This window comes from Myxococcales bacterium, from assembly GCA_022563535.1.
Lineage (GTDB): Bacteria > Myxococcota_A > UBA9160 > UBA9160 > UBA4427 > DUBZ01.
Map to the genome: position 1 here is coordinate 1 of JADFNE010000039.1, position 18155 is coordinate 18155.

Here is an 18155-nt window from a genome sequence, read left to right on the forward strand (position 1 = left end):
TTCTTGTTCATTGCCTTACGTTTCGGCGGCAACCGGAGCCGGAAATTTCCGGCTGCGGTTACTCAGGGCACGAAGAATGACAGCTCCCCTTGTTGCAGGATGTCCTCTTCCGGCACCAACGCTAGGTTCTCGTCCACAATTTGGACCGAGCGGAACTTGAAAGTAGTCAGGGCGCCGGGTGTGGCACTCGGCGGCACCTCCACCTGGACCAGGACCAGGGTGACGCCTAGGGGGGACATGGAGCTGGGACCGGCACGGGCCATGGCCAACCTGATGACGCCATTCTGATCATCTATCGTTTGTATCGCGACGAGCGGATTCCCCCCCAAAAGGGAACCGAGCAGTGTGGCGGTCACTTGGACCACTTCGGGATCGTAGGTTATCTCCAGGTCCACGGCGCTCAAACCGCGGCCCGCCGGCACAACCACCACCCGGAATTCCGCAGTTTCGCCGGGGAATACGTCTAAAAAGGGCGGTTCGAAGGCCAGGCTGTAACCGGAACCGGCGGCGATGACCAGGGTCTCCACGTCCCCCTGGCCCACCGCATCCAATGCTGCCATCGTCACTATAAATGTCCCCGTGTTGGTGTAGGTGAAGGACGCTGCGGGCAGCCTCGGCCACCTCTTCGTCGCTGAGGCTCAGAATGCTCTCGGGATAGAGGTTCCAGAAGTCGTCGGCGAAATTGAAGCGCACCAGTTGTGAAATGGAATCTGAGATCGCGTTGGCTGTTTCCCACTTTCCGGGCAGGGAAAGGGTGCGCATGTTTTTGGCTCGTTCGATTTCGTCTGGGGTCGGCGGGCGGGTTGTGATGATTTCGCGCAGTTCGCGATCGATCTCTCTCATCGCAGGGGCGGTCTTGTCGGTCTGTACTTCCGAATACACCAAGAAGGGTCGTTGGCCCCGGGCTCCGATAAACACGCTGTGCGCCCCGTACGTCCAGTGTTTTTCTTCGCGTAAGTTCCTGTTGATGCGGGAATTGAAGCCGCTGCCGAGAATCTCGTTCATGATCTCGAGCGCCGGTTCGAGTTTGTTGTCCTTGGCTGGGGCGATGTGTCCGGCAAACACCATCGACTGAATCGATCTGGGTCGGTCGATCAAGTAGATCGCAGATTGGCTTTGTAGTGCCGTGTGTTCGATGTTCTTGTTCGGCACATCTTGGGGCTTCCATTTCTTGAACAATCTTTCGAGTTTGGGAACAATCTCGAGAGCCGTCGTGTCTCCGACTACCACGAGCGTCGAAGCGTTGGGTCTGAACCAACGTTCGTGAAATTTGCGCAAGTCGGCTTCACTGAGCCCGCCCACCGATGTCGCGGTGCCCGAACCTGTGAAGGGCAGCCCATAAGCGTGCTTCGCTCCATAGAGCAATTGGGGGAAAACTCGCAGCGCAATTTTCATGGGTGTCACTTTTTCGTTCTCGATGTCCGAGAGCTGCATCGCTCTTTGACGCTCGAATTCGTCTGCAGCAAAGGTCGGGTTGAGAATGACGTCGGCGAATATGTCGAGCGCCGGGTCGAGTTGTTCCCGCATGGCAGAGAGTTCGACGATCGACTGGTCGAGATTTGCGCTGGTGGAAAGCTCGGCGCCGAGGTCGGCCAACTGGTCGCTGATCTCGAGTGCGGTTCGCCGCTTCGTGCCCAGGGACATCATGTTGGTCGAGAGTTTCGAGGTTCCCGGCGCGATACCGTGGTCGGCTGAATAGCCGGCGTCGACCAGAAGCTTGACGGACACGGTGGGCACCGCGTGCCGCTCGACGATGATGATCTCGAGTCCGTTGGTAAGGGTCGCGCGTTCGAGTGGGGGAAACGAGACCAACGGCTGCGGTCCGACCGCCGGAAGTCGTGAGCGGTCGACCTGGCTCGTGTGCGTCTCGCCCTGGAACTGGGGATGAATTTCCAGAACAAAGACACCGTCATGAAGCCAACGCTTGAGGGATTGCTTTATGTCGCTCCGAGACGCCCGGGCGATCCGATCGAGGCTTTCGAGGTAGGCATCAGGGCTTCCGAAATAGACTTCGCTCTGGGCCAGGATGTCGGCTTTTCCACCGAACCCGCCAATCGACTCGATGCCCCGGATGAAGTCAGAGTGAATTTGAGTCTTGCTGCGTTCCAGTTCACTGCGCGTCGGCCCGTCTTTGATGAATGCTGCGAGTACCTCGTCGAGGATTGTTTCGACCTGCCTTGGATCCGCGCCGGGGGCTACTGTGGCCCCGACCGCGAACAGGCTGCCGAGTTCTCGTTCCCAAATGAACGCGGATACATCGGTTGCAATCTGGTCTTCATACACGAGCCGTTTGTAGAGGCGTGACGATCTGCCATCGCTCAAGATGGTGCTCGCGAGGTCGAGATAGTCCGCGGTGGCAGTGCCAATTTGCGGGACGTTCCAAACCTTGATGATGCGAGACTGGGGAACCCGGTCGAAGATCTCGAGTCGTTTCTCTTCGTGCCGCTCAGCGATCCATTGGTGGTGCTGATTGACCGGCGGGCCGGGCTCGATGTCGCCAAAATATTTCTTGACCAACTGGTGGACAGCGTTTGTGTCTACGTCTCCCGCGATCGTGAGCACCGTATTGGCCGCACCGTAATAGTCCCGAAACCATTGATGAACGTCATCGAGGCTCGCGGCTTCGAGGTCTTCCATGGACCCGATGACTGGCCACCAATACGGATGTTCCTTTGGATACGCGTTCTTTCCCAGAAGTTCGATGACCGAACCGTAGGGTTGGTTCATGCGCTGGCGTTTTTCGTTTTGCACCACTCCACGTTGTTCGTCGAGCCGTTCCTGACTGATGGCGCCCAGCAGGTGCCCCATCCGGTCGGACTCCATCCAGAGCGCCAGTTCGAGGGCGTTCTTTGGCACGTTCTCGAAGTAGTTGGTGCGGTCGTTGCTGGTCGTGGCGTTCTGTTCGGTAGCTCCCACTCGATCGAAGGGAATTGTGAATTCGTCGTCGTAGTGCTCGCTGCCTTCGAACATCAAGTGTTCAAACAGGTGGGCGAACCCCGTCTTGCCCGGGAGTTCGTTCTTTGATCCCACGTGGTACCAGAGGTTGACTGCGACGATCGGGGCCTTGTGGTCTTCGTGGACGATGAGCGTGAGGCCGTTGTCCAGAACGAACTTCTGATACGCGATCTGCCGCGCATCGGTTGCGGTTGCCGAGGTTGCAGCGAGGCAGAGCGCAGTGAAGCAGGAAAGTGCGGGGATTCGACTCATGATCGATCGGGTCTCCAATTCAAGCGCCGCCAGCTGGAGTGTTCCAGGAATTGCAGGCTGAAAGCCGCCATAGGGCAGTGGTGAGGGTTAGGGGCCGCAATTGTAGTGAGACTGTGGGGGCTCTTCAAAAGCTTCAGGCTTCGAGGCAGCCACCGCGCCGCTTACTCTCGGGCGACGTGTCCTGAGCGCATTCGTCGTTTTTCACGTCCTATTCGGGCCAAACCAAGTCAAGCCAGCTGTGTTTCCCGACGATGAGGATCGCGCGAGGGAGGGAACCCATTTAGTGAGTCAGCGCTTGAAACTAGGCGAGATTGTGCTCCGTGCTGGAGTGATCGACCAACTCCAGCTTCAGAGTGCGCTCGGCGAACAAGAGAAGTGGGGGGGCCGCCTCGGGGTGGTCCTGATCAAGCTGGGCTACGTGACCGAGCAAGAACTGGTCAACGCGGTCGCGGGCCAACTCGGTCTGCCCGTAGCCACGCTGGATGGGAAGCAGATTCCACGCCGGATACTCGACCTGATTCCCTACGACTATGCGGACGACCACACCTGCCTGCCGCTCTTCCTCAAAGACGAGGAGGGGACGGAAACGCTCTACGTCGGCATGGACGATCCGAGCAATCTAGAAGTGTTGGATGACCTGGCCTTCCGCACTGGAATGTGCGTCAAGCCAGTGGTCGTAGCCGCCTCAGAAATTTGCGAGGGGATCGACAGGTTCTACCGTGATCTCGAACGGGACTCGACGCCGGATGAAGTCGAGACGACACAGCCGGAAGTTGAAAATGTGTTGGCAGCCGCATCCCGGGACACCAGTCCTTTCGAAACTGAAAAACCTGTGTGTTTCGAACCCGCAGAGGAAACGCTCCATCTCGAGGACGAAGCTGTCGAGGCTCCGAAACGTTCCGCCGACGACGCGGGGGATGAGAAAGGTGTCGAGAACAACGACCATCTTTCAACACAAATGCTCCTGCAAGCACTGACCCAGGTTTTGATCGAGAAGGGCGTGGTGACGCGGGAAGAATTCCACGAGCGAGTGCTCGCCCTGAGTGGTGAAGGCGGGCCCGAGAAAGACTAATCGATCGATATGAATAACCATGTGTCCAGCACCCGATCGTGAAGCGCGGTGTCTTGACACAGGACTGGCTTGCCGCCACTCTGCCGCCCATTGTGTCAACCAGGAGGATCGGATGCGTCTAGAATTCAAACTACCACTCGAAAAGATCGAAGTACCGCGGTTCTCCGTCGAAGCGGTCGAGGGGATCGGCAAGGTCTTTACCCTCGCGACCCTGGTTCTCAATGTGCTGGAAACCCACAACAGCGTCGAGATCGTCTTTCACGGGCTGAACCCCGAGGATCCCAGTCGCAAGATCGAAGGCTTCAAAGAGATCATTGGGAGTTCGCCGACGTCCAAGTCGTTTGACTACACGGTTGGCGACTGCACTCGCGTCTCAGGCTCCTCGAGTTACTACCAGTGGCTGACGATCAGCTACGGTGCTGACTGAGGTCGCAGTCCTTGCCCTGCCAGCGTTGATTCCGCCCCAGGCTGCGTTGCACGATTGCTTTGCGCGCGCGCTCGTTTCCCAGATCGAACGGCAGATTGCGCACATATTGTTTGAACAACCGGGTGCGCACCTCGGCGCTGATGAGATCGTCGTCCAGGGTCGCGTTGACTTGGGACAACATCTGAATGCGCTGTCGATCGTGCAACCGTCCCGGGAAGCGAACCCCTTCGAGATCGATGAGGGTGAGTTCGGTTTCTTCGCCGCGCTTTACCAGGTAGATGTGCATGGATTGTAGATCGCTGTGGAGTGTCCCGGTGGCATGCAGCCGAGTCGCCAGCCGGAGCAGCTGTTTGGGGAGGAGCTGGGCCTCCGGGTCGCCCGGTCCCACGTCGGCACAACAGATCGCCCCGGAGACGTCTTCGAGCACAATCAACGAAGTGATCGGCACTCCCCAGCGTTTTCTTTCCAGGTAGGCGAGGGGCGTGGCGGCCGCAATGCCGCGAAGCTGCAACCCGTGACCCCCGACCCAGGCCCGCCGCCCGGCAGAACCGCGAAAGACATCGGCCAAACGCTTGCGCGCGCTGGTCCTCAGGACTTCCTTGACAACGACCCTGTGTCCCGAGGCGCTCACCGTGCTCACCCGCGCGCGATGATCATTTTTGATCAGGCCGGGGCCCCGGGTATCACATTGAATCTTATGCCCGGCCAGCGCGGAAAGCAGGGCCACTTCGGAGAACTCTGCCCGCCGCAAACCCGACTGGTCTCCACAGGTCACGGAAACGAATTCCTCACCGGGGCGCAGGGTACGCCGGGTCCGTCCCCGGTAGTAGTCGAGCGATCGCGCTTGACTGGCGCGGCCGATCTCGCGCAGCCTCTCCCGCTCGCTCGCCACCCGAAAGTGACCGTGGTCCGCTGCTGCGATGCGAAAGCGCAGACGATTGGATCGGGTGACACCCAGCTGGTACAGCGAAAAGTCGAGAAACGCGATGTCGCGAATGTGGTCGGCAATGGACCGGGTCGCGCGAACTCGTTGCAGGTCGATCAGCACGGGGCCCTTTTCCCCGACCAGGATATTGCCGGCATGCAAATCTCCGTGGACAAAGCCTTCTTCGTGTAGCCGGAAGATCAGCTCGCCCACCCCGCGCATGATTCTGCGCTTTTCGAAGCCATAGCCGTCGAGGGACTGGTCGAGGGTTCTGGCGCCTGCGACGTACGGGGTCACGATCAAGCTGGCGCCGCCGGCTCGCCGGGCGTAGGCAAGGGGCTCGGGAACGGAGATTCCGGCTCGATGAAGGCGTTGCAGCCCCACCCATTCGCGCTCCGCTGGGCTTCGCCCGGCGAGTCGCCGCAGGCCCGCCAGCGCCCGGCTGGCGGCGGTGCGTCTCACACGATCGGGAAAGAACTCCTTGACCACGATCGGATACGGGGCCGCCTCGAGTTCGACGCGGATGACCCGGCGATACGCGGAACGCGCGAGAATCTCGCCGCCGTGTCGGCTTGGATCTTCGATACAGCGATCGATTGCGGCCCCGAGATCGGCGTCGCCCGAGATCCAATTCGACTTCATGGCTGCTTCACCGTTTCTTCACCGCCTGATCTCTGTATCGTCAGCGCGAAACACTTTGGTAGAGAGCCCGCAATCTGGCCACGTGTTGGCCCCAATCGTGTTGGCGCGCCATGGCCAGCGCCCTGGCCCCCAGTTCCGCCCGCTTATCCGGGCGGGCGAGGTCGTTCATGACCCGGACATAGGCCATCGCGTCTTCTGAAGCATGGACCACCTCGCCGCAGGATTCGAATAGTTCGGCGGCGCCTGCATTCTTGCTCGTCACCACCGGCAGTCCGGCGGCGGCAGCTTCCAGACAAACCAGACCGAATGCATCGTATCGGGTAGGCAGCAAGAATCCGTCGGCCGCCGCGTAGTAGCGTTCGAGATCGGAGCGCTCGCCCAGGAACCGCGTGCGATTCTCGACCCCATGATGCGCGGCCAACGCACGCCAACGCCTGGGGTCGTCTTTGCCGGCAACCCAGAGCTGTGTGTTCGGGTCTGCTACCCCGGCCAACGCTTCGATCGCGATGTCGAGCCCCTTGCGCTGCCAACCCGATCCGGCGAACAGCCACACGGTCGCATCTCCGACACCGAATATTGAGCGAATCGTGTCCCGGTCACTCGCGTGACGTTCCGGCGCAAAGCGTTCGAGGTCGACGCCGCAATAAATTACGGGCAGTCGTACTTCGGGAACGCCGTAGCGAGTGGCGATCTCTCGTTGAACCATTTTTGACACGCACTGAGCGATGAGTTTTGGGTCTTCGAAGATTCGACGTTCTAGCGAGAGCAGCGTTCGGTGACGGGGTGAAAACCAGCGAAGCTTCGAGCCTCGGCTCCCGTAGGTCTTCTGCATGTAGTCCGCGTGACTGCCGCCTCCTGCGTGGAAGATGTCTTGGGTGAGTGTGCGACTGAAGGAGTGGACGACGTCAAAGTTGCCGCGCCCGAGGGCCCGGCGCACGTTGCGGTCGAAGGCGCGGACCCGCAGGGGCTGCCAAAAGTTCGGCGTCGCAAGTCGCTCGACCGTGAGCCCCGGGGCGTCGTCTCCGCGTCGGCACAACACATGCACATCGTCGCCGGCCCGCACCAGTTCGCGGGCGACGTTCCAGGCAACCCGCTCACCACCCCCACCCGTTGCCTCGAAGCGCTCCACGATCAGGGCTACACGCATGCTGTGGCTACCCGCAGTCAAGGGTCGGTTGAATTAGCCGGCTCGGCGACGGTAGATCCAGGCGCCGCCGAACGCCGCCAGGCCAAACGAAGCGACATGAGCAAATGAGCTGGGTTGCGCTGCCTTGCAGGCTGAAGTGGTGCACATACGACCTCGCCAGTAGGCGGCTTGAATTTTTTGGGACAGGGTCCGGCCATCGATTGCAGCCGCCACTACGGATGCTCGAGCGGTTGAGCCCGCTTCCGCCGGGGGAGGGGGCGCAGCTCCCATTGCGAGCAATAGTGCCGTCAGCGAAGCGAGGGCAAGCGCCCTGGGGCGCCAATGCGCCGAACGATCGCAGTGGGTCGTGTTTTCTTTCATTCGCGCTGAACTCCTCTGCACAGCATATCATCTATTCGGTCAAAATTGATCGAATGCTGAACGTGGACACGCGATTGGGAGGGTATCGCGCAGCTAGAACGCAGTGCCGGCGAAGTGGCAGATCTCGCCGGAACTCGCGGCGATAGCGAGAAATACCGGAATCGAAGTAGCGACTTCCGCGAAGTTGTCGTTATGCTTCGGCGCCCAGAATGTTGCGCGTTGATCCATGAGTCATCGCTTCTGGTCTGGAGCCAGGTGTCGGAGGAATATTCAGTTGTCAGCCATTGAGGCGCGGAACCTTTCGAAACGCTATGGCGATGTCGAAGCCGTGTCGGATCTCTCGTTTACGATCAACAAAGGCGAAATTGTTGGCTTTCTGGGGCCCAATGGTGCCGGCAAGACGACGACGATGCGCATGCTCACGGGGTTTCTCCCGGCGACTGACGGCACCGCGTATATCGCGGGACACGAGATTTTCGCCGAACCCCTCGCTGCCAGACTTGCCGTCGGCTACTTGCCAGAAAATCCGCCGCTGTACCCGGAAATGACCGTACTCGGCTACCTCCGCTTTGTTGCAAAGATCAAGGACGTGCCCCGGAGCGAGAGCAAAGACGCGGTGGACCGCGCTCTTTTGCGCTGCGGTCTGGGCGAAGTCCGTAAACGCGTCATCGGCGACTTGTCCAAGGGCTTTCGCCAGCGAGTCGGTCTCGCCCAGGCGATCGTTCACAATCCGCCGGTGTTGATTCTCGACGAGCCCACCGTGGGCCTCGACCCGATTCAGATTCGAGAGATTCGCGGCCTGATTTCCGATCTCGCCTCCCCCGAGCGGGGCGAGGCGCGCCACACCGTGATTCTCTCGACGCACATTTTGAACGAAGTCGAGGCGATTTGTGAGCGCATCATTTTGATCAATGAAGGCCGCAAAGTGGTGGATCAACCGCTTGCAGAAATCATCGGCGCCGGTCAGAGCCTCGAAGAAGTATTCGCCCGGGTGACTTCGCGCGACGAGGTCGCGGGCGATGCAGCAGCCGAGCCGGTGAGTGGAGAGGCCGCCATATGAGGCATGTACTCGCCATTGCCCAGCGGGAGTTGGGTTCGCTCTTTGTTTCGCCGGTCGCGTATGTGGTATTGACGTTGTGGTCGGTACTCGCGGGAACTTTCTTCCTTTCGAGCCTGATCGGTTTCGATCAACAACTCGAGCAGGCGAGTCGCTACGGCTCCGAAGGGTTTCTGGCGCAATCGAATCTCAACGACCATCTCATCATGCCGTTCTACGGTTCGATGTGGATCGTTCTGCTGTTTCTCGTTCCCGCGGTCAGCATGGGACTCTTCGCCAACGAAAAGGCAAACGGCACCGACGAGCTTCTCTACACCTCTCCGATTCGGATCTGGGAGATCGTGGTCGGGAAGTTTTTGGCGGGTTTCGCCTTCGTCTTTCTCATGACCGCCATCGTCGGTTTCTTCCCGGGGATCCTCTTCGTCTACGGCGAACCCGAGGTTGGCAAGACCCTCACGGGCCTGCTTGGACTGTTGCTCGTGAGCTTTACCTACGTGGCGGTGGGGGCGCTGGCTTCGTCGCTGACCAAGAACCAACTCATTGCCTTCGTCATGACCATGGTTGCGCTGCTCGTCATCGGCTTGATGCTTCCGTTCATCGTGGAGGTCGGCATTGGCGGGGACTCTGGGGGCGGGGGCATCGGGATCGGTCCCACGGTCCGCTACATCTCGACCGGGCCCCACTTCGAAGCGCTGATGACCGGTGTCATCGACACGGTTGATCTCGCCTACTTCGCCGTCGTGATTGCAATTTGCATGGTGATGTCGAAGGCGGCGCTCGAAAGTGTGAGGTGGCGCTGAGATGACGGGTTGGCCTGCATTGCTCGGTGCCCTCGGCGGAGTTGCCCTGTGCTTTGGCCTCTTGAGCGCGATCTTGGCGCTGTTTCAGCCAGTCACTGATTTCACATGGGTGCTGGCGAATCTGGTCATTGGTGTGATTTTGCTCGGGAGCGCCGTGGCATCGAGCCTCGACGCGTTGCGCGAGCGCATGGCTTCGGGGGAAGCGCGCCGGGTGGGAAGGTACGGTGTCAGTGCGCTGCTCGGGACAGCACTTACCCTGGCGATTCTCTGCATGCTGGCCTTCGTGTCTACTCGCTACTCGAAGCGCTTTGATTGGACCGAACAGAAGATCAACACCCTTTCCGAACAGTCTCTCGAACTGCTGGAACGGCTCGAGCAAGACGTGCAGATCACGGCCTTCTTCAACGCCGGGGATGCGCCGCCCGTGCGAAATCTGCTCGATCGATACGCCCACGAGAGCGACAAGATCCAACTCGAGTTTGCCGATCCAAACCGCCGGCCGGACCTCGTCCAGGCGTTCGGGATCGAACCCGAAGCTTTGACCCGCGGCCTGGTGCGCCTCGCGATCGGCGCTGCGCATCTCGATCTCGACACTTTCAGCGAATCCGAAATCACCAACGGGTTGCTCAAGCTGAGCCGGGGAGAGGGGCGAAAGATCTACTTCCTCGAGAACCACAACGAGCGTCCCATCGAAGGCGAGGGCGCAGGGGAGGGGCCGGGATATGGACAGGCGGTGGCGGCCCTGCAGAACGAAACCTACACCGTCGAGTCGCTGTTCCTGGCTTCGGTTGGCGCTGTTCCCGAAGACGCGGATCTGGTTGTCGTCGCCGGACCCACTCGCCCGCTGCTCGACCCGGAGCACGAGGCGCTCACGGCCTACATAAATCGCGGCGGCTCCGTCATGGTCTTGCTCGATCCGCGGGCCAATACCGACCTTGCAGAAGATCTTCGGGTCCTCGGTGTGGAGGTCGGAGAGGACGTCGTGTTCGATGCGCGCCTGGCGCTCTTCGGACAGGCGACTTCGCCTTTCGCCGGTCGCTTCGCCAATCACCCCATCACTGCAAAGATGCGCGACACCGTAATCTTCCACCTGGCGCGAAGCGTAGGGGTCGTCGACGGCGCGACGGAGTTCGAAGCCATCGTCTTTACCGGCGAGGAGTCCTGGGCCGAAACCGATCTCGAATCCTGGACACAGACGGGCAAGGCACAATATGATGCGGGAGATACTGTCGGTCCCATTTCCGTCATGGTGGCCGGCGAAATTGCAGTCGAGGGGAGCGAGCCAGGGCAGGACGGGGACGCGCCGGCCCGGGCGCGGATTGTCGTCGTTGGCGACAGTGACTTCGCCAGCAACGAACTGATTGGCAACTATCAGAACCGCGACCTCTTCGTCAACGCGGTCAACTGGTTGGTGGACGATTCGGACCAGATCGCGATTCGCCCACCCATCTCCCGCGCTTCCCGCTTTCGCATGACCAGTGGATCATTCCTGCGGATTCAACTTCTCTCCCTGTTCGTCATTCCCGAACTGATCGCCGTTGCGGGCGTGTTGTCCTGGTGGATGCGACGCAAGCGCCCGGCGAGTTGACCCGATGCAGCCGCGGACTACCGCGATCCTGTTCGTCGTCGCTGTCCTGCTGGGGGCCTTCGTCTACCTCTACGAGATCAAGGGCGAAGCCGGGCGTGAAGACGCTGCGGCCGAGAGTCGGCGGATCTTTCCCGACGTCGTCGCCGGGGAGATCGATACCCTCGAATTCCGCACCCAGGACGATCGCCCCTTCCGGAGCGTTCGCGCGAGTGACGGCTGGCTCATCCAAAGGCCGGTCAATTTTCCCGGTGATGACGTCAACCTGGACGCCATCGCGAGTACCCTGGCGAACCTCAAGAGTGAATCTGAAATCGAGGCCGCCGGTGCCCCCGAAATCTACGGACTCGGCAGATCCGCCAAGCGAATTCAGTTTTGGGTAGGCGAGCAAAGCTACACCCTCGAGATCGGTGCAGACACGCCCGTGGGTGGCAACGTCTACGTTGCACGAGGCGGCGACCCCGACACGGTGTACAGCGTCGCTTTGTTCCGGGTGGGCTCTTTCGCCCGGGATCTCGATTCCCTGCGCGATCGGCGTGTCTTGCGCTTTGATCGCGCTCGGGTCAATCGTGTCGTCGCGGGGTGGCCCGGAGGGAGTGTGACGCTGCGCAAATCCGAAGCGGGTTGGGAGATTGTAAATCCGACGGGGATCTCGGGACCCGCGGACGCAAAGACGGTGGACGACCTGCTTTCCGATGTCGCCTTCTTGAGGGCGGAGGGTTTCGTCGATCATGACGTCGATCATGATGTCGAGGAAGATAGAGCCGCCGAGCCGTACTACACCCTGCGTCTAGGTCTCGACGAAGAAGGTCTCGACGAAGAAACGCCCTCGGAAACCGAAGGACATTCGCTCGAAGTGGGGTTCCTGGTGCTGGGCGATCCCGACGGCGCTGACTACCTCGTGCGCGCTGGGTATCCGGGGGTGCTCTACAGCGTGCCTCGCTCGCGCATCGACGGATTTCCCCGAGAGCTGTTTTCGTTTCGCTTCAAGGAACTCTCCAACTTCGAAACCCTGGACGTGCAGTCGTTCGAGTTGATCTTCAACGTTCAAGTCGAATCGAATTCATCGCAAATGGAGAGCGTGCAGGTCGATCGCGTTGCGACGGGTTGGCAGGCTGTGGGAGACGAGTGGGTTGCGGGCGCCGCCGCCGGTTTGATTGCCGAGTTTGCCCGGCTCGAGGCGGTTTCGGTGGTGGCGGACAACGCAAGTGACGATGCGCTCGCAGCGTTCGGGCTTTTCCCGGCACAAGTCACGCTCCGGGCCTACGATGCGTCGCGCGAACTGCTTGCCGAAGTGAGCCTGGGCACACTCGACCCCGACGCTGGCATCCTCGCAAAGGCGCTGGGGCAAGCTGTGGTCTATCGACTCGACGCCGCCCTCGCCGAACAGATCCCCATCTCCCTCGACGCCCTTCGAGCCCGCTTCCTGGTGCCCGCGGTCGAGGCAGCGGCAGTCGAAGAACCCGCAGTCGAGTAAGACCCGTGCTCGGGGCCGTCACCGATTCCAAATTGAGCTGGGCGTCGGCCTTGAACTTCTTCAAGCAGACAACAGGCTGAGAAACTCGTCGTGAACCGCACCGTTGCTGGCCACGACTTCCACTCCCGAACTCGGCACAGGTGCTCCGGCCAGGTCCGTCACTTTTCCGCCGGCTTCCTCGACGATCAAGAAGCCCGCGGCCACATCCCACGGATGCAACTTGAACTCCCAGTAGGCGTCCAGTCTGCCCGCCGCCACATAACAGAGGTCCAGCGCCGCACTCCCGTCGCGCCGGATCCCCCGCGCGGCCTTGAGCATGCGAGCGAAATGTTGGAGGTTGTCGGCGCCGCTGCGGTGTACGTCGTAGGCGAAGCCCGTGGCGACCAGCGACTCTCCGATCGTGTTTGCGTTCGATATCCGCAGCCTTCGCGGGCCGAGGAATGCGCCCTGGCCGCGCACGGCTCGGTAGCACTCGTCGAGTAGCGGGTCGTAGACCACGGCGACCTGGCGCCGGCCCCGGTATTCGATGCCGATCGAGACGCAGAAGCGAGGAAAACCGTGGGCGAAGTTCACGGTGCCATCCAATGGATCGACGATCCAGCGCCAATCCGCCGAGACTTGTTCCCGAGACCCGCCTTCTTCGGCGAGGATGGCATCTTCCGGCCGCTCACTTCGGATCCCGGAGACGATCAACGCTTCGCATTGTCGATCGACTTCGGTAACGAGATCGATCGCCGCGCTCTTGGTTTGAATTTCGAGTTCGCTTTCGTAGCGATCCCGTTGAATCGCACCGGCTTCCCGGGCCAGGCGTTCGGCCAATGCCAGCAGTGCGTCCGAGGTCTCTGGGGAGGCGTCGCCACCGGCACTGCCCTGGTTGGAGGGTTCTTTGCCCTCGGTCACGCTTGCGATCCCTTCGCTTCGAGGCGAAAGAACTCGCGCGCATTGCGGCTGGTCGTTCGCGCGATCTCGTCCACCGCGACCTCGTGAAGCGAGGCGAGAGTTTCACCGACCCGGGCGACCCAAGCGGGTTCGTTGCGTCGCCCGCGGTGTCCTTCAGGCGCGAGGAAGGGCGCGTCGGTTTCGACCATCAAGCGGTCCAGCGGCAGCCCCGCCGCGACCTCGCGCAAGGCTGCACTGGCTTTGAAGGTGACGATGCCGGAAAACGAGACGTAGAAGCCGTGCTCGATGGCGCGCTTCGCGAAGGGCAGGGTGCCGGTGTAGCAGTGGAGCACACCGGACAGCTCTCCCTCTCCCAACTCGATCCAGATCTCGAGCAGTTCGTCGTAGGCGTTGGGCTCGTCGCCGCGCACGTGAATGACGACAGGCAGGTTCAATTCGCGAGCCAGGGAAATCTGCTCGCGGAAGACGGCGAGCTGGGTCTTCCGGGGCGAATTCATGTAGTGGTAGTCGAGGCCGCATTCGCCGAGGGCCATGACCTTGGGGTGTGCGAGCCAGCCGCGAATCGCCGTGCGGTTGTCGTCGTCGAGTTCGTGGGCCTCGTGCGGGTGCACCCCGACCGCGGCAAATACGTTGGCACAGCGTTCGGCCAACGCGACTGCGGCCGCGTTGCCCGCGATGCCGTAACCCGATCCGATTGCGATGAGGGTGTCGACACCGGCCTGCTCGGCGCGGCAGAGGACATCGTCGCGATCTTCGTCGAACTTGCTCGCGGCGACGTGGCAGTGACTATCGAACCACATGGCTACGTCACGCTCTTGCGCACGGCCAAAAGCGCTCTTTCCGCCACCATCTGGGGGTTGGCATTGCGCTGGACCAGATCTTTGCGGCACTTGGCAAGCGCCTTGTAGGCATCGAGCTGGACGCGCAGGTCCCGGCGTCCCACATCGATTGCGTTGCGAGTCTGTTCGTTGAGCCAGCCCGAACCGATCTCGAGCAAGACTTCGACGTCTTCGGCCGCCCGGGCGCGATTGCCGCGATACTCTTCGGCCCAATCGAGCAGATCGGGAAGACCCGACTCCCGGATGCGATCGAAGCGGCCGAGTACTCGGGCGCGGTCTTCGGAGAGTTCGCCCCCGCGCAAGTCTCTGCTGTGGTCGTCGGGAAAGCGCACTTTCTGGCAGCGCGAGCGAATGGTGGCGGCAAGCGGCGCGGTGCTCGTGCTTGCAAGGATCAGGCAAGTGCGATCCGGCGGTTCTTCGAGCAGCTTCAACAGGCTGTTTTGGGCTTCCTGGTTCAGCCACTCCGCGTCGGCGATCACGGCGACGCGATATCCCCCTTCATTGGAACCCAGGCGCAACGCGTGCTGGGTTGCGCGGATTTGTCCGATCCGCACCCGGGTTCCCTCAGCTCCCTTGTCTATCCAATACAAATCGGGGTGATCGCCGATATGACGGAAGAGCGGCCCCTTCTTGCCGCTGCCGTCGAGTTCCACGGGATCTTCGGCCTCGCTGGATCGCCGGCACTCGGAGCAACTTTCACACGGCCGCGCTTCGTCTCCCCGACAGACCAGGGCCCGGGCAAACCGAAGTGCTGCGCCCCGGACAATGCCCGAGGGTCCAGACAGGAGATACGCGGAGTGAATTCGACCACTTGCGATGGCGCGGTCGAGCAAGATCTGGGCTTGCGCCGGGGAATCGGCCATGGGCCGCGCAATGTAGCACTTCGCCCTGCGGCCTCACGCCAGCGCAGATTTCAACTCAAATACCCCATTTGTAAAGGTTTCCGCAATTTTGGGCTCAAGCTTGCCGGCTCCCGACCCGAATCAGATTGCATCTACCACCAAAGAGGGGACCCCATGGCAATCAGTGGATTCGGTCGATCGAAAGAAGAGGAAAATGTGTCAGGATCGAATAGCGGCGGCGGATCGGCCAACCTTTCGGCGTTCATCGACCAGGGGTCCGTCTTTGAAGGAAAGCTCAGCTTCAAGGACACGGTGCGTATCGACGGCGGATTCAAGGGGGAGATCTCGAGTGAGAATACCCTGGTTATCGGCGAGAGTGGCACGATCGAGGCGATCATCCACTCGCCCACTGTGATCGTGAGTGGCACCGTCACGGGCAATATCCACGCCACTGAGAATGTCATCCTGCACAAGAGTGCCCAGGTGGATGGCGATATTGAATCGCCATCGATCGTGATCGAAAAGGGCGCGATCTTCAACGGTTCGCTGACCATGGGCAAGGCCGGTGCCCGAGCCAACAGCAATCTGAAAGCGATTCCCAACCCGCAGCCGAACCCGAGCCCACAGACGAATTCATAGCGCCTCGGTCACTCCGACAGCAGAAAGACCCCGTCGTTCTCGCGGACGGTTCTGGTGAGCCGAATGCCTACACTTTGTCCGGCGCGCGCGGCATCGACCGTGCGATCGTCGACCTTCAACTCTTCGACTCGTTCGTAGAAATCCGTCGTATGTCCACGGATGTGGATCGCGTCCCCCACATGGAGTGCGCCGCTGTCGAGCCGCACGATCGCTGCCTGCGATTGGGCGTAGTAGTGGGACACGGTGCCGATTCGTTTCGGGAAGAGTCTCATGACCGAAATGGGGCGCTTGTCTCGCGAGACCGGCGCGCTCTTTTTCCGTGCTGAGGCCTTGGCCCTGGTCTTCGCAGTCGACTTCCGGGTCGACTTCTTCTTGGTTGCTTTCTTTGTCGCCTGCTTTTTCGCCGTCTTTTTCAGCTTCTTTTTCAGTTTTTTGGCGACCTTCTTTTTCGCGGCTTTCTTGCTGGCTTTCTTCTTTGCCCGGGTCTTGCTCCCTCGCTTGCTTTCCGAGCGCATGGCCATGGGGATCCTCCGAAACAATTGCGCGGTCGGGGGCGTGCCCCCCGCGGCGAGAGGATTCTGGAGTCCGAAGCGCCGTGCAACCCCAGTGGGCTCTCTGGGGAATCCGGTTCTGATATATTAGACGGGGATGACCGCCGAAATCCCTGGCAAGGCTTTGCGCAGGGGTTCTTCGAGGCCGACGCGCAGGGTGCTGGTCTGGGCCGGACATTGGGCGCACGCGCCCTGCATCGAGACTCGCACCGTACCATCTGCTTCGACTCCGATTAGTTCTACATTGCCCCCATCGGCAATGAGTCCGGGACGCAGGCGGTCCAGCACTGCCTCGACTTGCTTGAGCGTGATCCGACGGGTCTGGAGTTCCATCTGGATTGAATCGGCTAATCGGCCGAGTGCGTTGAGGCAAATCCGGGTCAGCGGTAGCTTATAGGGCCATGACAAAATCGATTGAAAACCCCGGAAAAATCGGAATCATCGTGAAGCTGTTCGGCTCCCTGCGCGAGGAGGTCGGCGCAAAGCAGCTCGATTTCGAACTTGCCGAGGGCACCCGGGTTTCGGCGTTGCGAACCCAACTGGCCGAGCGCTACCCCAGCTTCGAACGCCTGGGAGACCGTCTCGCCGTATCGCTCAACCTTGAAATTTGCAGCGATGATGCAGCGCTCGGCGACGGTGATGTGGTGGCCTTTCTACCGCCGGTTTCCGGAGGCGCCGAAGCGCCGAAGCGGTGCACGATCTCCGAGCTTCCGCTGGACGAGGCCGAGGTGGTGGCGCGAGTCGCCGGGCCCGACGCGGGAGGCGTGGTGAGTTTTGTGGGCAACGTGCGCAATCACGCCCGCGGGCGATCCATTCAGTACCTCGAATACGAGGCCTATCCCGAGATGGCCGAACTCGAAATGGAAAAGATCGTCGCCCAGGCCGCAGAGAAATGGCCGGGCAGTCGAGTCGCCATCGCGCATCGCACCGGACACCTGGAAATTGGTGAGGCGGCGGTCGTCGTCGTCGCTGTCGCTCCCCACCGCGGGGAAGCTTTCGAAGCCTGTCGCTTTGCGATCGATACACTCAAGGTAACGGTCCCGATCTGGAAGAAGGAAGTGGCGACCGACGGAGAATATTGGGTGGACGATCACGCATGAGTCACAAGCATGCGCACGACGGCACAGAAGACGGCACAGAAGCAGGGGAAGTCGCGCCTTCATCCGCGAAGCATCACCATCGCGCAGCGGCCTCGGTCTCGGTGCAAGTCGTCGTGATTACGGTGAGCGACACCCGCACCCTTGAAACCGATACAGGTGGAGCTTTGGTAGCCGAGATGCTGGAAAAGCTGGATCACAAGGTGAGCGCCCGGGAAATCGTGCGGGACGAGCCCGAGGCCATCGCGGCTGGGGTTCGCGGGGCGCTCGAGCGTGCGGGGGTTGGCGCCGTCATCTTGACTGGGGGAACTGGCGTGGCGCCCCGCGACGTTACACCCGAGAGCGTCGAACCCCTGCTCGAGCGGATCATCCCCGGCTTTGGGGAACTCTTCCGGCAACTCTCGTACGAGGACATCGGTTCGGCCGCGCTGCTCTCCCGGGCGATCGCCGGGCTGGCCAAGGGCAGGGTGGTCTTCGTGATCCCGGGCTCCCGAGGGGCAGTAAGACTCGCCATGGAGAAGCTGATCCTGCCCGAACTTGGGCATCTCGCCGCAGAGGCCGTCAAGACTCGCTGAGGCGCCGCCGAAA

19 protein-coding genes are annotated in these 18155 nt (G+C 61.1%); 9 read left to right on the forward strand and 10 right to left on the reverse strand.

The features are described from left to right. Positions 1-62: 62 nt before the first annotated feature. Together IH881_12800 and IH881_12805 are read right to left on the reverse strand one after the other, a co-directional pair. A complete protein-coding gene (locus tag IH881_12800) occupies positions 63-239 on the reverse strand; it encodes a hypothetical protein (GenBank protein MCH7868565.1) in 177 nt (58 codons plus the stop codon). Positions 240-288: 49 nt separating this feature from the next. After that, the gene (locus IH881_12805) at positions 289-3207 is read right to left on the reverse strand and encodes an insulinase family protein (GenBank protein ID MCH7868566.1); all 2919 of its coding nucleotides are present in this window, start codon (positions 3205-3207) and stop codon (positions 289-291) included. A gap of 283 nt (positions 3208-3490) precedes the next feature. On the opposite strand from IH881_12805, the gene IH881_12810 reads away from it, so the two are divergent. Together IH881_12810 and IH881_12815 are read left to right on the forward strand one after the other, a co-directional pair. Further along, positions 3491-4279, forward strand: a complete 789-nt coding sequence (locus tag IH881_12810; GenBank protein MCH7868567.1) for a hypothetical protein — start codon at positions 3491-3493, stop codon at positions 4277-4279. A gap of 112 nt (positions 4280-4391) precedes the next feature. Continuing rightward, complete coding sequence (locus tag IH881_12815) at positions 4392-4706, forward strand: hypothetical protein (protein ID MCH7868568.1); 315 nt, start codon at positions 4392-4394, stop codon at positions 4704-4706. On the opposite strand, the gene IH881_12820 is transcribed toward IH881_12815, so the two are convergent. The 3 genes from IH881_12820 to IH881_12830 are packed head-to-tail and all read right to left on the reverse strand — an operon-like array spanning position 4687 to position 7780. Continuing rightward, positions 4687-6273 carry a phosphotransferase gene (locus IH881_12820; GenBank protein ID MCH7868569.1) on the reverse strand — a complete coding sequence of 529 codons (1587 nt, stop codon included), beginning with the start codon at positions 6271-6273 and terminating at the stop codon, positions 4687-4689. The genes IH881_12815 and IH881_12820 overlap by 20 nt on opposite strands. A 40-nt stretch (positions 6274-6313) precedes the next feature. Further along, positions 6314-7420 (reverse strand): glycosyltransferase family 4 protein, encoded by a 1107-nt coding sequence (locus IH881_12825; GenBank protein ID MCH7868570.1) that lies wholly within the window; start codon positions 7418-7420, stop codon positions 6314-6316. 33 nt (positions 7421-7453) lie between these two features. Continuing rightward, positions 7454-7780 carry a hypothetical protein gene (locus tag IH881_12830; GenBank protein MCH7868571.1) on the reverse strand — a complete coding sequence of 109 codons (327 nt, stop codon included), beginning with the start codon at positions 7778-7780 and terminating at the stop codon, positions 7454-7456. A 226-nt stretch (positions 7781-8006) separates the two neighbouring features. Between IH881_12830 and IH881_12835 the strand changes: the two genes are divergently transcribed. Genes IH881_12835 through IH881_12850 form a run of 4 tightly spaced genes read left to right on the forward strand, consistent with a single transcriptional unit; the run spans position 8007 to position 12699 of the window. Continuing rightward, positions 8007-8840, forward strand: coding sequence for an ABC transporter ATP-binding protein (locus IH881_12835; GenBank protein ID MCH7868572.1), 834 nt, complete (start codon positions 8007-8009; stop codon positions 8838-8840). Further along, on the forward strand, positions 8837-9637 hold the full coding sequence (locus tag IH881_12840; protein MCH7868573.1) for an ABC transporter permease subunit: 801 nt from the start codon (positions 8837-8839) through the stop codon (positions 9635-9637). The genes IH881_12835 and IH881_12840 overlap by 4 nt, the downstream gene beginning before the upstream one ends. Position 9638: 1 nt before the next feature. Further along, complete coding sequence (locus IH881_12845) at positions 9639-11225, forward strand: GldG family protein (protein ID MCH7868574.1); 1587 nt, start codon at positions 9639-9641, stop codon at positions 11223-11225. A gap of 4 nt (positions 11226-11229) precedes the next feature. Further along, entirely contained in the window at positions 11230-12699 is a 1470-nt protein-coding gene (locus IH881_12850) for a DUF4340 domain-containing protein (GenBank protein MCH7868575.1), read from the forward strand. Positions 12700-12759: 60 nt separating this feature from the next. On the opposite strand, the gene IH881_12855 is transcribed toward IH881_12850, so the two are convergent. The 3 genes from IH881_12855 to IH881_12865 form a co-directional block, all read right to left on the reverse strand. After that, positions 12760-13527, reverse strand: coding sequence for an inositol monophosphatase (locus IH881_12855; GenBank protein MCH7868576.1), 768 nt, complete (start codon positions 13525-13527; stop codon positions 12760-12762). A 68-nt stretch (positions 13528-13595) separates the two neighbouring features. After that, positions 13596-14399, reverse strand: a complete 804-nt coding sequence (locus IH881_12860) for a TatD family hydrolase (protein MCH7868577.1) — start codon at positions 14397-14399, stop codon at positions 13596-13598. 2 nt (positions 14400-14401) lie between these two features. Beyond that, entirely contained in the window at positions 14402-15301 is a 900-nt protein-coding gene (locus IH881_12865; GenBank protein MCH7868578.1) for a hypothetical protein, read from the reverse strand. A gap of 153 nt (positions 15302-15454) precedes the next feature. On the opposite strand from IH881_12865, the gene IH881_12870 reads away from it, so the two are divergent. Continuing rightward, complete coding sequence (locus tag IH881_12870) at positions 15455-15919, forward strand: polymer-forming cytoskeletal protein (protein MCH7868579.1); 465 nt, start codon at positions 15455-15457, stop codon at positions 15917-15919. Between the two features lie 8 nt (positions 15920-15927). Here the strand turns inward: IH881_12870 and IH881_12875 are convergent, their stop codons facing one another. Together IH881_12875 and IH881_12880 are read right to left on the reverse strand one after the other, a co-directional pair. Next, entirely contained in the window at positions 15928-16440 is a 513-nt protein-coding gene (locus tag IH881_12875) for a hypothetical protein (GenBank protein ID MCH7868580.1), read from the reverse strand. A 117-nt stretch (positions 16441-16557) separates the two neighbouring features. Next, on the reverse strand, positions 16558-16803 hold the full coding sequence (locus tag IH881_12880) for a NifU family protein (protein ID MCH7868581.1): 246 nt from the start codon (positions 16801-16803) through the stop codon (positions 16558-16560). Between the two features lie 110 nt (positions 16804-16913). Here IH881_12880 and IH881_12885 point away from each other — a divergent pair, with 110 nt between their 5' ends. Next, a complete protein-coding gene (locus IH881_12885; GenBank protein ID MCH7868582.1) occupies positions 16914-17570 on the forward strand; it encodes a molybdenum cofactor biosynthesis protein MoaE in 657 nt (218 codons plus the stop codon). Next, positions 17567-18142, forward strand: coding sequence for a MogA/MoaB family molybdenum cofactor biosynthesis protein (locus IH881_12890; GenBank protein ID MCH7868583.1), 576 nt, complete (start codon positions 17567-17569; stop codon positions 18140-18142). Before IH881_12885 ends, IH881_12890 begins: the two co-directional genes overlap by 4 nt. The last annotated feature ends 13 nt before the right edge of the window (positions 18143-18155 follow it).

What these genes read in the sequence shown, in the direction of transcription:
- IH881_12800 (MCH7868565.1), bottom strand. Translation starts at nt 239, where the DNA reads ATGTCCCCCCTAGGCGTCACCCTGGTCCTGGTCCAGGTGGAGGTGCCG.
- IH881_12805 (MCH7868566.1), bottom strand. Translation starts at nt 3,207, where the DNA reads ATGAGTCGAATCCCCGCACTTTCCTGCTTCACTGCGCTCTGCCTCGCT.
- IH881_12815 (MCH7868568.1), top strand. Translation starts at nt 4,392, where the DNA reads ATGCGTCTAGAATTCAAACTACCACTCGAAAAGATCGAAGTACCGCGG.
- IH881_12820 (MCH7868569.1), bottom strand. Translation starts at nt 6,273, where the DNA reads ATGAAGTCGAATTGGATCTCGGGCGACGCCGATCTCGGGGCCGCAATC.
- IH881_12825 (MCH7868570.1), bottom strand. Translation starts at nt 7,420, where the DNA reads ATGCGTGTAGCCCTGATCGTGGAGCGCTTCGAGGCAACGGGTGGGGGT.
- IH881_12830 (MCH7868571.1), bottom strand. Translation starts at nt 7,780, where the DNA reads ATGAAAGAAAACACGACCCACTGCGATCGTTCGGCGCATTGGCGCCCC.
- IH881_12835 (MCH7868572.1), top strand. Translation starts at nt 8,007, where the DNA reads ATGAGTCATCGCTTCTGGTCTGGAGCCAGGTGTCGGAGGAATATTCAG.
- IH881_12840 (MCH7868573.1), top strand. Translation starts at nt 8,837, where the DNA reads ATGAGGCATGTACTCGCCATTGCCCAGCGGGAGTTGGGTTCGCTCTTT.
- IH881_12845 (MCH7868574.1), top strand. Translation starts at nt 9,639, where the DNA reads ATGACGGGTTGGCCTGCATTGCTCGGTGCCCTCGGCGGAGTTGCCCTG.
- IH881_12850 (MCH7868575.1), top strand. Translation starts at nt 11,230, where the DNA reads ATGCAGCCGCGGACTACCGCGATCCTGTTCGTCGTCGCTGTCCTGCTG.
- IH881_12860 (MCH7868577.1), bottom strand. Translation starts at nt 14,399, where the DNA reads ATGTGGTTCGATAGTCACTGCCACGTCGCCGCGAGCAAGTTCGACGAA.
- IH881_12865 (MCH7868578.1), bottom strand. Translation starts at nt 15,301, where the DNA reads ATGGCCGATTCCCCGGCGCAAGCCCAGATCTTGCTCGACCGCGCCATC.
- IH881_12870 (MCH7868579.1), top strand. Translation starts at nt 15,455, where the DNA reads ATGGCAATCAGTGGATTCGGTCGATCGAAAGAAGAGGAAAATGTGTCA.
- IH881_12875 (MCH7868580.1), bottom strand. Translation starts at nt 16,440, where the DNA reads ATGGCCATGCGCTCGGAAAGCAAGCGAGGGAGCAAGACCCGGGCAAAG.
- IH881_12880 (MCH7868581.1), bottom strand. Translation starts at nt 16,803, where the DNA reads ATGGAACTCCAGACCCGTCGGATCACGCTCAAGCAAGTCGAGGCAGTG.
- IH881_12890 (MCH7868583.1), top strand. Translation starts at nt 17,567, where the DNA reads ATGAGTCACAAGCATGCGCACGACGGCACAGAAGACGGCACAGAAGCA.